17 protein-coding genes are annotated in these 13,369 nt (G+C 47.1%); 12 read left to right on the forward strand and 5 right to left on the reverse strand.

The window, feature by feature from the left end; genetic code table 11:
* Window positions 1-29: 29 nt before the first annotated feature.
* The 3 genes from HMPREF9442_RS08775 to HMPREF9442_RS08785 all read right to left on the reverse strand — a co-directional run bounded on the left by HMPREF9442_RS08775 (window position 30) and on the right by HMPREF9442_RS08785 (window position 4,215).
* Complete coding sequence (locus HMPREF9442_RS08775; RefSeq protein ID WP_008627641.1) at window positions 30-506, reverse strand: hypothetical protein; 477 nt, start codon at window positions 504-506, stop codon at window positions 30-32.
* The gene (locus tag HMPREF9442_RS08780) at window positions 503-2,605 is read right to left on the reverse strand and encodes a type IA DNA topoisomerase (RefSeq protein ID WP_008627642.1); all 2,103 of its coding nucleotides are present in this window, start codon (window positions 2,603-2,605) and stop codon (window positions 503-505) included. The genes HMPREF9442_RS08775 and HMPREF9442_RS08780 overlap by 4 nt, the downstream gene beginning before the upstream one ends.
* A gap of 89 nt (window positions 2,606-2,694) precedes the next feature.
* Window positions 2,695-4,215 carry a DUF4099 domain-containing protein gene (locus HMPREF9442_RS08785; RefSeq protein WP_008627643.1) on the reverse strand — a complete coding sequence of 507 codons (1,521 nt, stop codon included), beginning with the start codon at window positions 4,213-4,215 and terminating at the stop codon, window positions 2,695-2,697.
* Between the two features lie 277 nt (window positions 4,216-4,492).
* Here HMPREF9442_RS08785 and HMPREF9442_RS08790 point away from each other — a divergent pair, with 277 nt between their 5' ends.
* From HMPREF9442_RS08790 to HMPREF9442_RS08845, 12 genes are all read left to right on the forward strand, one after another.
* Window positions 4,493-5,623 carry a tyrosine-type recombinase/integrase gene (locus HMPREF9442_RS08790; RefSeq protein ID WP_008627645.1) on the forward strand — a complete coding sequence of 377 codons (1,131 nt, stop codon included), beginning with the start codon at window positions 4,493-4,495 and terminating at the stop codon, window positions 5,621-5,623.
* Window positions 5,624-5,680: 57 nt separating this feature from the next.
* Window positions 5,681-5,968, forward strand: a complete 288-nt coding sequence (locus tag HMPREF9442_RS08795; RefSeq protein WP_004328533.1) for a hypothetical protein — start codon at window positions 5,681-5,683, stop codon at window positions 5,966-5,968.
* A gap of 76 nt (window positions 5,969-6,044) precedes the next feature.
* On the forward strand, window positions 6,045-6,608 hold the full coding sequence (locus HMPREF9442_RS08800) for a DUF6707 family protein (protein ID WP_008627649.1): 564 nt from the start codon (window positions 6,045-6,047) through the stop codon (window positions 6,606-6,608).
* A 64-nt stretch (window positions 6,609-6,672) separates the two neighbouring features.
* Entirely contained in the window at window positions 6,673-7,248 is a 576-nt protein-coding gene (locus HMPREF9442_RS08805) for a hypothetical protein (RefSeq protein ID WP_008627650.1), read from the forward strand.
* 25 nt (window positions 7,249-7,273) lie between these two features.
* Complete coding sequence (locus HMPREF9442_RS08810; RefSeq protein ID WP_224262761.1) at window positions 7,274-7,726, forward strand: DUF4265 domain-containing protein; 453 nt, start codon at window positions 7,274-7,276, stop codon at window positions 7,724-7,726.
* 64 nt (window positions 7,727-7,790) lie between these two features.
* Window positions 7,791-8,195 (forward strand): SMI1/KNR4 family protein, encoded by a 405-nt coding sequence (locus HMPREF9442_RS08815; protein ID WP_008627667.1) that lies wholly within the window; start codon window positions 7,791-7,793, stop codon window positions 8,193-8,195.
* A gap of 71 nt (window positions 8,196-8,266) precedes the next feature.
* A complete protein-coding gene (locus HMPREF9442_RS08820) occupies window positions 8,267-8,638 on the forward strand; it encodes a DUF2750 domain-containing protein (RefSeq protein ID WP_008627669.1) in 372 nt (123 codons plus the stop codon).
* An 87-nt stretch (window positions 8,639-8,725) separates the two neighbouring features.
* Window positions 8,726-9,127, forward strand: coding sequence for an SUKH-3 domain-containing protein (locus tag HMPREF9442_RS08825; protein ID WP_032851350.1), 402 nt, complete (start codon window positions 8,726-8,728; stop codon window positions 9,125-9,127).
* 71 nt (window positions 9,128-9,198) lie between these two features.
* Window positions 9,199-10,194 (forward strand): SMI1/KNR4 family protein, encoded by a 996-nt coding sequence (locus HMPREF9442_RS08830; RefSeq protein WP_007558975.1) that lies wholly within the window; start codon window positions 9,199-9,201, stop codon window positions 10,192-10,194.
* A gap of 84 nt (window positions 10,195-10,278) precedes the next feature.
* Window positions 10,279-10,746, forward strand: coding sequence for an Imm9 family immunity protein (gene imm9, locus HMPREF9442_RS08835; RefSeq protein WP_008627674.1), 468 nt, complete (start codon window positions 10,279-10,281; stop codon window positions 10,744-10,746).
* Between the two features lie 66 nt (window positions 10,747-10,812).
* Window positions 10,813-11,307, forward strand: a complete 495-nt coding sequence (locus HMPREF9442_RS08840; protein ID WP_008627682.1) for an SMI1/KNR4 family protein — start codon at window positions 10,813-10,815, stop codon at window positions 11,305-11,307.
* Between the two features lie 117 nt (window positions 11,308-11,424).
* Window positions 11,425-11,709: an immunity 17 family protein gene (locus HMPREF9442_RS08845; protein WP_008627683.1), complete on the forward strand. Its 285-nt coding sequence runs from the start codon at window positions 11,425-11,427 to the stop codon at window positions 11,707-11,709.
* Window positions 11,710-11,739: 30 nt separating this feature from the next.
* Here HMPREF9442_RS08845 and HMPREF9442_RS08850 read toward each other — a convergent pair whose 3' ends face one another.
* Window positions 11,740-12,135 carry a hypothetical protein gene (locus tag HMPREF9442_RS08850; protein ID WP_008627685.1) on the reverse strand — a complete coding sequence of 132 codons (396 nt, stop codon included), beginning with the start codon at window positions 12,133-12,135 and terminating at the stop codon, window positions 11,740-11,742.
* A gap of 115 nt (window positions 12,136-12,250) precedes the next feature.
* Window positions 12,251-13,369, reverse strand: a 1,119-nt coding sequence (locus tag HMPREF9442_RS08855; RefSeq protein ID WP_008627687.1) for a TraM recognition domain-containing protein, incomplete at its 5' end; no start/stop codon positions are given.

Below are 13,369 nucleotides of genomic sequence, written 5' to 3' on the forward strand. Positions count from 1 at the left end.
TGTTTTTTAACAATTGTGCTTAAAAGCCTTTACGGGTACAAGACCTTGAAATCCCGTGGGCTGCCGCCGTCTGTCAAGCCGTCCTGCCGGAGCCGCCGGAGGGTCTCGGCTGCCGATCCGCTGCCGAAGTTGCGGACACAGTACAGGCGGGAGAAGCGGAAGCGGCGGAGGTGGACGAGCAGGTGCTCCACGGTGAAGACGCCCAACTCCCGGCACGCCCGGACGATGCGCTGCGACAAGCCGAAGGTGTCGAGCGGGGTATCGAGCAGGCGGCGGAGCCTGCCCGGTCTGCCGGGCTTGCCCCGCTGTTGCGCCACGTCTTCGTAGATGGTGGCGACCCGGTTGCGGCTGAACAGGGCGGCAAGGGATGCGCCGTCGATCATCAGGATGCCGTCGAAACGGGCGTAGGCGATGTGGTTGCCGTTCATCCAGAGGGTGATGCGCAGCTCGTCCGTGCCGCAGAGCCGGGCGGCTTCCGCCACGGTGATCCAACCGATGCCGTTCATCGCCTGCGCTCCTTTCCTTTGGGCTTGTCCGTGCGGGGCGGGAACCCGTACACGGTGCGGAAGTCCTTGTCGAAGGTGAGGTACGCATCGAAGGGCTTGCCGTCCCTGCTCCTGAAGCCTTTGATAAGGGATGTTTTGCCTTTGGTCACGAGGTCGGCAATCTGGCTGTCGGTGAGCTGCTTCTCCCCCTTGTTGCGGAAGACGGTAAGCCCACAATCGACGTTGCTGCACTTGGCGACCTTCGGGTAAAGGAGGATGCGACCGGAACGGCACTTGGGACACGGGATATGTCCGCCGTCCGCCACCGATACCTGCACTTGCAGGAGTTCTTCGGTAATCTGGGCGGCATAGACCTCGATGCCCTTGCGGAAGGTGTCGGGATTCATCTCCCCGCTCTCGATCTTGGCGAGGGCGGTCTCCCACTGCCCGGTCATCTCGACATCGGCGATGCGCTTGTCCTTCACTATCTGGTACACGGCAAGCCCCTTGCCGGTCGGTACGAGGCTCTTCTTCTCCCGGCGCACGTAGTCCCGGGCAAAGAGGGTCTCGATGATGGAGGCACGGGTGGCGGGCGTGCCGATGCCGTTCCCTTTCAGGCTGTCCCGCAGCTCGTCGTCTCGCAACTCCCTGCCGCAATGCTCCATCGCCGAAAGGAGGCTGCTCTCGGTGTGCAGGGGACGGGGCTTGGTCTGTTTCTCCACGCACTCCGCCGATTGCAGGGGGAAAGCCTCGCCGGGCTGCAAGGGCGGCAAAGCGGCTGTACCCTCGTCGTCCTCGTCCCGCTCGCCACGCACGGCACGCCATCCGGCAGACCTGACGACCGTTCCCTTGGCGGTGAACACGCTGTTTCCCGCCGTGAAGGAGACGGTGGTAACATCCTTGAGGCAACGGGCGGAGAAGGCTTCGAGCAGGCGGGCGGCTACCATGTCGTACACCGTGCGCTCGTCGGCGGACAGCTCGCCGGGCAGACACTCGGTGATGATGAGCGCATGGTGGTCGGTAACTTTCCCCGCATCCACGCTGCGGCGGTTGAGCGAAGCTCCTTTCAGGGCGGCGGCATGGGCGGCGAAAGCCGGGTACCGCTTCAGCAGTGCGATGCGGTCGGGTATCTCGTCGAACACATCGTCCGAGAGGTAGCGGGAGCCGGTACGGGGATAGCTCAACACCTTCTTCTCGTAAAGCGACTGGGCGACGGAGAGGGTCTTGTCCGCCGAGAAGCCGTACCTGCCGTTCGCCTCTTTCTGCAAGGCGGTCAGATCGTAGAGCAAGGGAGGCTCTTGGCTCACTTCCCTGCGCTGCACGTCGGCAACCTGCACCGTCCCCGTTGCGGTAACAGCGGCGAGGGCGGCGTTTGCCGCCGGAAGGGTTTCGTAACGCAATTCAGAGATGGCGGCGAAGGGCGTGCCGTCCTTTTCCGCCGTAACCTTCAGCCGGAAATAGGTCTGCGGGGTGAAATCCCTGTTCTCCAGATAACGGGAGCAAATCATCATCAAGGTGGGCGTCTGCACCCGTCCGAGGGAGTAGATGCCCTGCCCGGCGGCGATGGAAAGCGCTTGAGTCGCATTCAATCCAATCTCCCAGTCGGCGATGGCACGGGCTTCGGCGGCACGGTAGAGGTTGTCGTAGTCGCTGCCGGGTCTGAGGTTGTCCAGCCCTTCCCGGATGGCACGGTCGGTCAGCGAGGAGATCCAGAGGCGCAGGCAGGGTTTGCGGCAGCCAAGGTAATTGTAGATGTACCGATGAATGGCTTCGCCCTCACGCCCGGCGTCGGTCGCCACGACGATACGGTCGGAACGGTCGAAAACCTCCCTGATGACCTTCAACTGTTTGAGCACGCCGGGGTCGGGCTTGTACTCCTTGCCCTCCCGTATCTGGCGGGGGATGTACTTGAACTCCTGCGGCAGAATGGGCAGGTTCTCACGCCGGAAGCCCGTGTAGCCGTATGCTTCGGGCATGGCGAGCTGGACGAGATGGCCGAACGCCCAGGTAACGAGGTAGCCGTTACCTGAGAGGTAGCCATCGTGCCGCTCCCGGACATTCAACACGTTTGCTATATCCTTCGCTACGGAAGGCTTTTCAGCGATGACTGCTGTAATCATATTTCTTTAAAATTTAACGGTTTGACAAAAGTTATCCCGCCGCTCGGACGGGATAACCGGGTAATTCATTTACAGAATGGCGGGGGAAATCATCGACGGACACCCCGGCTGCGCTTGGGCTTGTCGGGCTGTTCCTGCTTCTGTGCCTGTTTCCGGTCCTCTTTCTGCTCCTGCCTGCGCTCCTGCTGCTGTTTCTGCTCCCCGGTGGGTCGCTGCTGTGCGGATTGCAGGGCTTCTTTCAGGTTGCGGGTCGCCTCGACGGTCTTGCCCTCGGAATTGACCGCCACCTGCACCTCGTTCTCCACGGCGGGCTTGACACGCCCCTCTTCGAGCGCCGCCTTGTAGTCCTTGGGGAACATGAAGGCGGGCTTCTCGCCGGGCTTCCATGTGATGTAGCCTTGGTAGGCTTTTCCTTTCTTGTCCACCAAGCCGGAGACCTTGACCGTTCCCCCGGCTTCGAGTTCGAGGCGGGACTTCTCGGTAAGCTCCTGCTTGCGGAAGGTCTTCGGTACCTCCTGATTGGCGGTCTGTTTCAGGTTCGCCTTGTACGCATCCATCGCCAGCCTGCCCCGGTCGCCGAAGAGAAATTCGAGCTGCATCTTGGCTGCGCTGAACTGCACGGGTGCCGGGTAGAGCTTGGGCTGCTCCCCCTCCTTGGCTCTGGAAAGGAACTGGCAGACCACCGCCTCGCCCTGTTTGAGCCGGGCTATCTCGTCCGGGGTGAAGGTATGCCCGTTCTTCTCCGCCGGGATATTGACCTTGGAGAGCGGGAAGGCGACCAGCTCGTTGGTCTTGAGGTTGCGGCTGACAAGGGCTTCGACCTGCTCGCCCGCCCGGTTGGTGACAGTCGCCGGATGCCCCATGTTGCCCGTCTGCCGGAGCACCTGCTTGTCGGAGTCGGTGATGTCGTAGCCGAAGAACTGCTTCTGCATCTTCTCCGGGTCGAGGATGCCGTGGCTGCACACGGTCAGCCTGCCGTCCGTGCCGGGCTTGAGCGAGAGCTGGCTGTCGTTGCTGTGCGAGATGCCGTCGAAGTGGAAATGCACCCGGACGGTCTTGTCGGTCTGGAAGCCCCGGAGCATCTGGTCGAGCATCCCGTTGCCCTCGATCTGCTCCCGCTGCACGCCGAGGGCGGCGAGGCTGTTCCAGTCGATGTCCTCCGGGCGGTACTTGTACTGCGGGTTCTGTTCGGTCTGCCCGGCGGACTGCTGCGGCGCACCCTCCGGCTGTTGCTGCTGCCCGGCTTGGGTCTGCTGCTGCGCCTGCACGGGCGGCTGCACCTCGTACTGCGCAACGAGCGGCTCGCCCGTCTTGACGGACTGGCTCTCCCGTTGCCGGAAATCGGCGGCTACCCGCTGCACCTCCTCTTCCGGCACACGGAAGAAGTGGAAGCGGGTCGGGTCTTTCAACTGGTTCCAGAGGTTGGAAAAGAAATTCGAAAACATATCGCCGTGGCGATCCACCCGCAGGAGGTCGTTGTTGTCCTCCAGCGGGTTCTTGGTCTGTAACTCGCCGTCCTTTACTCCGCTGACGGCTTGGAGCGTGCCTTTCTCGTCCATGACGAGCAGGATGTCCATCAACTGCTGGCTGCTGTCCGGTCGTTCGTCCATAATCTAATGTTTTTAAATGGTGAATACTATTGGTTCTCAAGTGAAACCGGGCGTAAATATAGAGGGAGAAACACGGGGAACGTGCAAGTCCGGGGCGGGCTGTCCGCACTTGTCGTCCGGTTCGTAGGTTTGTCGCAGCCCTTTCCTGTGAAAAATACAAAAAAATCATGCCCCACACGCATTTTTCTCCTCCGGAAAACGGCGATAATTCGTTGTTTTCTCTATATTTGTAAAATATGGGTAATGAGGGACACGGTCTGTCATTGCCACCCATGCGATGCGTATGAAAGTTTATCAGAGCAAACCGAGAATAACGCTTTCACCTGCCATCCGTGACGGGCAGAAATACGTGGAAGTGGAGTTCGACGAGGACGATGCCATCCGGCTGTCGCTGTCGAAAGAGAAGGGCGTGCGGTTCGAGGGGGACAGAGCCTACCTGCCGGAAGAAGGCTTCGACCTGTCCGGCTTTTTCGACCGCCATGTGGAAACGGCGTATATCAATTACTCCGCCCTGAAAAACACCTTGCCCAAGAAGAGCGGGAAAACCAGCCCCGCCATCCCGCCCGGCTATGCCGAGACGCTGCGGCAACTGCGGTACAGCGAGCATACCGTCCGTGCGTACACTGTCTATTTCAGGGAGTTCCAGCAATACTTTGCGGGAAGAAACCTTCGCTACATCCGACCGGAAGAAATCAACGCCTACATCGTACACCTGATTGACACACGGAGGATCTCGTCGTGCCAACAGAACTTGCGCATCAACTCGATCAAGTTTTATTTCGAGAAGGTGCTGGGACAGGAACGGAAATGTTACGAGGTAAAGCGAGCCAAACGGGAACGGACGCTGCCCGACGTGCTGAGCAAGGAGGAGATAAAATCCATCCTTGACGCAACCGGTCCGGACATCCGGCTGTTCTGCATGTTCTCGTTGCTCTACTCCGCCGGGTTGAGAATCAGCGAGCTGCTGGACTTGAAGCCCCACGACATCAACGTGAGCCGTTCGCTGATACGGGTACGGCAGGGCAAAGGGAGGAAAGACCGCTACACGCTGCTGTCGAAGCCCCTTGTCAGGAAGCTGACCGAGTACACCAAGCTGTACAAGCCGCAGGAATGGCTGTTCGAGCGGTACAAGGGCGAGCCGTTCACGGAGAGCATCGTGTCGAAGAAGCTGAAAGAGGCGGCGAAGGAAGCCGGAATAACCAAGCGGGTGTACCCCCACCTGTTGCGGCACTCGTTTGCCACGCATCTGATCGAGCAAGGCACGGACTTGAAAATCGTGAAAGAGCTGTTGGGACACAACCAACTGAAAACGACGGAAATGTACGTGCATATAGCCGACACTTTCAAGAGCAGCATCCGCACTCCATTGGATGATATTCTTGAAAGTGATAATGAGATAGTTAAATAAGAAAATAACAGCGAAAACCGCTGATAATTACATGTTACCAATAAACAAATAATTGAAATGTTAGATTTTAGCAATACAATGAATAATCATCACTTCGCTTTGAATGATGTTGAATTGAGAATATTACAACCTGTCTTTTTGGAGTTTCATGCAAAGACAGGATTGAGTATTGATGAATATGGAGATACAAGATTGATACCTCAAAATCTTGAATTACTTATTAATTTGGCAAATGATTATATAAAGACGTTAGATAAACAATCAATGAAAATTGTAATAGAGTTTATTAAGAATTTGCGTCCTATGATAATAGATAAAAACACAATTTGGGTAAGTGGAGATTGAAATATTGGTAACAAGAGAATGAACTGCCTTAACGGTCAGTTATTCACAAATTATCTTTTTGAATAAATAATAAGCGATGAACGAAGAACTAACAAATATTGTATTGAGCCTATCTTCTCTCGGGAATAAACGTATCGAGAGTTTGAGCAAGAAGGTTCTGAAAAAGATGAACTTCAAGTCTTCAAAAGATTTGGAAAATCTGAAAGACCTGTGTTTTTGGCTGTATATTTATGGTTATACTAATCAGTTTACTCAACTGTATTCAATACTTCTTTCTGTATCGTTTACTGGCAACTGGAATACATGGACACAAGTCGAACTGGTGTTGGCTTTAGTCTATTATGCTTCAAGAAAAAGTAAAGATGTTCTGCATGAATCTAAGGCATTGGCGGGAATCATGCAGGCAGAGACGGATGTTGAAAATATAAAGAGTCGATGCAACGGTTCGCTATTAGAAGGACGAGAGCAAAATGTTCAAGAAAGTATCCAACTTGGGAATAAAACAGATATAAGAGAGGCTCTTTACGCTGAAATGAGAGAGTTAGTATTGATATATGCTCTCGGTGGAAGTGAAAAATATCCCCTTGAGAAGATTGAGGCAAGAGTAGAGGAAATAAAAGAGAACTTAAAAGGAATGTAGCAAAAAAGATAACAAGCGGATCAATCTCCTTTAATGGCGATTATCCACCGGGCATTATATGCGAATGAATAGAAAAGAAGAACTAATAATGTGTTTCCCTCTAAATTTAAAAGAGGATGTTCAAGTAGTTATTGATAATTTGAAAATCAAGGACAAAGATATTCATGAAAGGTCGTATAGTGTCAAAATTAATGATATACTCTTAACAATACCGGAACGGATATACTTTAGTGAACCTGTATCTGGAAATTTGACTACTATACAGAAACATATTTTAGATTGCATTTTCACAAGACATGATAATGGTTTTATCAGACAGAAGCATTTGCACAATCTATTATTTTGTACAGAGTATTGGGTAATTCCGTTCAGTTTTAGGTTATTAGGTGAATATGTAAAAGATATATTAATTGACATAAAAATTCACTTAGAAAATAATATTGAAAATTACCTTGACTTTATATCTGAAAATAACGTGTTTTATAATAGAACAAGAAGTCAGATGATTAGCTATTGGGATTGTTATTATAGAGAAGAATGCCCTAATCTTAAATCATATATAGGTTTTCATATTTTCAGTGATTTAGAAACAGCATATAACAAACGAATAAACAGCCCTAACGGTCAGTTATTCACATAACATTATCAACTTATTAATGAATAAAATGAAAAAAGACAAACATATAAAAGTGCTATTTCACTTGGAACAAGATGAAGATGGCTATCCACCATTTTCTATTGAAGGTTTGTGGTGCAAAAAGGCAAGTAATGATACTTATATTGTCGATAATGTGCCATTCTATACCTATGGAATCAGTTTGGGGGATGAGATATGTGTTACAGAAGAAGATGGCGAATATCATTTTCAATCCATAGTGAATCCCTCTGGAAATAGCACATTGAGGGTACATTTTAACGATAAACGTATGCAGATGGTCAGAGACAAACTACTTGATATGGGATGCAAGGTAGAGATTTCTAATCTCCCTTCATTCGTATCCATAAATGTACCACAAGAAGTTTCCTTAAAAGTGGTCGAAGATGTTCTGACCAATATGCAAAAAGAATGTGATAGTTTGGCTTATGAACATGGTGTTGTCAGACAAAATATAAGTTGATAACAAACAGCAGACCGACTGAATAAGCGGAACGCTGCCGGACATTAGCAACCGAGAAATAAAAATGAAAAAGGAACTTATAGAACGATTGAGAAGATTTCTAACGGCACATGATATGATTGGGACACCAGCATCTGATGACCAGATATTATGCGCGGAACAAGAATTAGGTGTAAAATTTAGTTCTGACTATATAGACTTTATCAAAAGTTTCGGAACAGCCTACGCTGGAATGATGATTAATGCTTTAGACGGCAATGAAAATGTGGTCGATGAAACTAAATCATTAAGAGAAGTTCATCCTGAAGTTACAGACACTTATGTGATTTCAGATGATGGTTCTGGCAATCCCATAATGATAAATTCTAAAGGGGAGATTGAAATATACTATCATGATAGTGACGCCGAAAGAGAAATCATCGCTTTATCGTTAGAACAATATATAGAAGATAATTTTCATGAATGGTAAAAGCGGTTGCTAACAAGCAGATGAAACTTTTAAGGTAAGGTGGTTTATCCGCCGAACATTATGGTAGAAAAATGAACAATAGCAGGATTAAAAATATAGTAAATCTTTCAGCAGCAGAAAGATATGGCTACTTTATTCGTAAAGTTTCAGACTTTGAAGAAGTTTGGGGGTTAAAGGATAAAGAAGGTTGGGCTTTAATGGGAAATAATGAGCAAGTTTTATTTCCTGTATGGAGCGAAAAGGAATTTGCAGAATTGTGTAAATGGGATAACTATCAACCCAATTCTATTCCTCTTGATGACTTCATTGAGAAGTTATTACCGAAGTTAGAAAAAGACAATGTGATGTTGGCTGTATTCCCATTGTCAAAGGGGAAAGGTATAATTCGTACTGTTCAAGAGATAATTGCTGACATAGAGCGAGAGTGTGAACAATATGAATAAACTACCATAACAAGCGGATAAATCTCCCTTGAAAGGTTGATTATCCACCAAACATTATCAATGTGCAAAATAAAAAATAAAAGTAGTATGGAACTGAAGCAATATCTTAAAACAAATTGCCACTGGGAAAATCGGGTAATCATAAGCCCGAATGAGCTTATGGCAATTTATTCTAAAGCAAACTACCAACCGACTCCAAAGTTGATAGATTTCCTTATTTATTTCTACAATCAGGAATTTCAGTTTCCAAAAGTGGATGTGCATTTTAATCTAAAGAAAACATTAAACGATAATCCGCATTACTTATTCTACGACCAATTTTGTGAACTACTCCATGTTTCGGATATTTGTCCTTTTGGGGAATACGAACATGGATATATGGTCTTGCTTGTTGATAGTAAAAACAACATATACGGCGTAATGGATGATTATGTTGAACGGTTTGGAAATGATTATTTCAAAATGCTAAATCAACTTTATAATCGGTAAGGCATTGATAACAAACAGCAGACCGACTGAATAAGCGGAACGCTGCCAAACATTATCTGCCCATAAAAAGAATGAATATGAAAATAGAATTAGAAAATTGCCAAAAAAGTCTTACTCTCAAAGATTTTGAAGAAATAGAGAGTAAATTGGGTTATGCCTTGCCGGAAAGACTGAAAGAGTTCTATTTACAATATAATGGAGGTTCTACGAAACAGACCGCAAGCATAAATAAATATCAAGAGGTGGAAATTGAAGATTTCTTCCCATTCAAATATAACAAGGATTTTAAGAATGACCCCAGATATACGGCAGAAGGCGAAACATTAGAGTTAAGAAAAGCTGGAGCTATATCTGATAGCATTCTTATTTTTGCTATGGAATCTACCGATGAAGGTCGGATTACCATAGACTTGGTTAATGGAAAGATCTATCTTTACCCTATTGTGGGGATGCAAGATGTAATCTTCAATTTTGGAGAGCCACGACTTGTTGCAAATTCAATAGATGATTTCTTTGACAATCTCGTTGTTTTGGACGGGCACAAAGCAATTCCAGCAATAGAAGAAATCGAAGAGGGACAAACGGAGACAGCAGGTGTAATGCCTGAACTTTCGGACTGTTCGGCTTCGCTAACAAAAGAAGATATAAAGAATTTTGAGGTTGAGTTGAATGTAAAGATTCCGGCAGGCATGAAGAACTTTTACCTCAAGTTCAACGGTGGTATGCCATCACCATATTGTTATCAACCGCAGGACGAGGATTTGGATCGGGTGGAGATAAATGCGTTCTTTCCGATAAAGGAACGCACCAATGCTTTTGAAACAATTGAAGTCATAGCCAAAGATATATGGAGTAGGAATTTAATGCCATGCAATCTGTTGCCTTTTGCTATGGATTCGGGTGGAAACTATTATGCGTTGAACTTGAAGAATAAAAAGATTTACTATTACTTGACTGACGAGTGGGACGAAAACGCTTCAAGAGAATACAACTTTGAAACAAATACTCGTTACATCGCCCAGTCATTCAATTACTTTATAAATCATTTTATCGAAGAAGAGGAATAAAGCGGGCAGATAACAAGCGGATCAATCTCCTTTAATGATGATTATCCACCGAACATTATAAACTCTGGATATAAAGATGAATGTATGAATAATCAATATGCAGTTTTAATAAGTAGTGAAATCCCAGAACTTGGAGAATTGGACTTACTGCGCTCAATTTGCCGAGAGTTGAATGGTTATATGGAAGATTACAATAACCAAATCAACTTAGATAATTTGGGAGATTGGAAACTTCTCATACAGATAAATCTTCGAAATACTAATGGGATTGGGATTTTCAAACGGGCAAAACGTTTCCCATCTAATAAAGAGTTTGAAATATCTATTTCTATACCAGTACCAAATTTGGAGGAAGCACGCTATGGAATATCCGATATGACGGGGATTTATATTCCTTTAAATATTAAAAACTTCTACATTCTTTCTCCATGCTTTAGTAAATATGATAATTTGTATCATTATATTCTTGAGAGTGCAAAACAAGCCATAGATGCAGCTTTTACTTATGGCTTTACATGTAACGGCAAAAGAATAAAGAAAAAAAGTTTATAACAAACAGCACTACCGACTGAATAAGGCGGAACGCTGCAAACCATTATAAACTCGTAAAATAAAAATATGATTGAAGCACTGAAAAATATAGGATTCATCGTTACAGAACGATTGGAAAGAAAAGATTTAAGCTCTGATTTACAAAATCGGTACTCCGAACTTCCTGCGGACTATCAGGAGTTTTTACAACGGTTTCAGACAATCACGAATGAAAGTGATAATGTTTGGTTTAATTCCATAGAGGACTTTAACGGAGAAAGCGATAGCGGATTCCGTTGGAATGAATTTGAGCTGATGGGACTTGAGGCGTTGGCAGATGATAAGGAATCCTGTGATATGATACGCCTGTTTTGGGATAGCCATATTCCTATTCTTATGTCAGTAAAAGATGGATACCAATATTTGTGCATAGATTTATCTCCGGAAAATTACGGTAAAATCTATTATGGAGTTGAACCTGAATTTGAAGATTCGGCAGAATTTGTTTGCGATAGCTTTAATCATTTATTGGAAATGTTGTCTTCCAATGAAAAGAACGATATACTGACAAATTTCAAATAAGGTTATAATAAGCAGATAAATCTCTCTGAAAGATTGATTGTCAGCTAATAAAAAAAACGGTGACTGCATCTAAAGAATCCCATGAGTATTTCTGTGTAAATATAATATTATAAGTAAATGGAATGGCTGAACAACATATATCAGAATTTTGAAGGGCTACTATCAAATTTAGCCCAATATATTCAATCAAATCCTAAAGTAGGTCATTTAATTGGTATATTTTTATTGTCAATTTGGCTCATCGGGCTTATATTCAATTGGAAGTGGACGTATAAGGGGAACGGTTCTTATGGATGGAACAAGTTACTCGAAGAATTAGGTCCTACTACTTTCCGTTTTTGGTTAGGGGTATTTATAACTATCTGTTTATTGATTATGATTTATATTTATATTAAGGTATGATAGAACCGATGCTTATTCTCTTACCGTTTATCATGCCCAATGTATAAACCCGAAGTGAAACATCAGTGCGACATTCACCACGGTCAGGGTGATAGCGATAAGGACTATTTTTGCGAGCTTCCTGCCGGGATGTTTCAGTTTTCCGTAATATTCACGGAGCGCTTCACGCCGCCCGGCTGTGTAGCGGAGCTGGCAGAACAAGTCGGGAAGAAAGCAGAGCATCATCACTACGGCAAAAGCAACAATCCAACTGAAATAGCGAAACATCAACGGTGTTCCAAGCGGTACGAGTATGGCAAAGAGCCAGCAAAAGAACAACAGCATACGCCCGTTAAGGTTGGTATGCTCCCTTTCGTGCCATATCTCGGCTACATACCACATATAGTCGATGAAGCAGATCCGGTATTTGCGATTATCCTTATCCATATCATTACAAAAATAATGTATTTTGCTCACTTAATCATTACTTCATACCGAAAAACACCACGCAAAATAAAAAATACCCCGTCGGCAAGAACAAGCCGACGGGGTATTTTTATCCTCACTTGTCCTTAATCAGGTGCGACAGCTCCGGGTCTGCCTTGATACGCCCGATCTCGTCGGCGACAATCTGCCTGACCTCGTTCTTGATGCGGTAGTAGTTGGCGTCGATCTGCTGCTGCATGGTGTCGTTGCCGTCCTTGTCGGTGAAGTCGATGATCTGCGGAATCTTCACGTAGCGGGCGGTCTCCCGCTTGACCTGCTCGTTGTCCACGACAATCTCGGCATGGAAAATCTTCTGCTCGATACGCTCGTCGAAGTTGTCGGCTACCGCCCCGACGAACATACCCTGCGTGAGGTTGGAAATCTTGCTTGCCGGAATGAGGCTGTCCATCTGGGTATTGATGGAGACGGAGGTCTCGTTCCTGTTGATAGTCATGTTCTGCCGTTTCTGTAAGACCTTGCCGAAACGCTCGGAGAGCGTCTTGGCAGTTTCGGCAACTACCTGTCCTGCAAAGACATTGCCGACGGTATTGCAGATTACAGCGGACTCTTTGTCTCCATAATCACGCTTCAACTGGCTGAAATCCTGAAAGCCGAGCATGACGGCTACCTTGTTGCTTCGGGCGGTGGCAATGAGATTATCCAGCCCACGCATATAGATGGTGGGCAGCTCGTCGATAATCACGGCGGATTTGAGCCGTTTCTTCTTGTTGATGAGCTTCACGATGCGGGAGTTGTACAGTCCCAATGCCGCCCCGTAGATACCCTGCCTGTCGGGATTGTTACCGACTACGAGCACTTTCGGCTCTTCGGGATTGTTGATGTCGAGGGTGAAATCGTCCGCCGTCATCACCCAGTAGAGCGCCGGGGAAATCATGCGGGAAAGCGGTATCTTGGCACTGGCAATCTGCCCCTGCAACTGCTCCACCGCCGAGGATTCCCATGCGTCCATGAAGGGAGAAAGGTAATTCTCCAGCTCCGGGTACGAGGTGAGGATGGGGAAAATGTCGGCGTACTTGCGGTTCAGGAACTCGATGGCATGGGGAAAGGTGCAATACTTGCCGTTCTTGTAGATTTTGAGATACCATATAATACTGGCTAACAGAATGATAGGCGATTCTACGAAGAAATCGCCCTGCTTGGAAATATCGGGTAAGTCAAGGGCATTGCTGCCCCC

Origin of the sequence: Paraprevotella xylaniphila YIT 11841, from assembly GCF_000205165.1 — a bacterium.
Classification (GTDB): Bacteria; Bacteroidota; Bacteroidia; order Bacteroidales; family Bacteroidaceae; genus Paraprevotella; species Paraprevotella xylaniphila.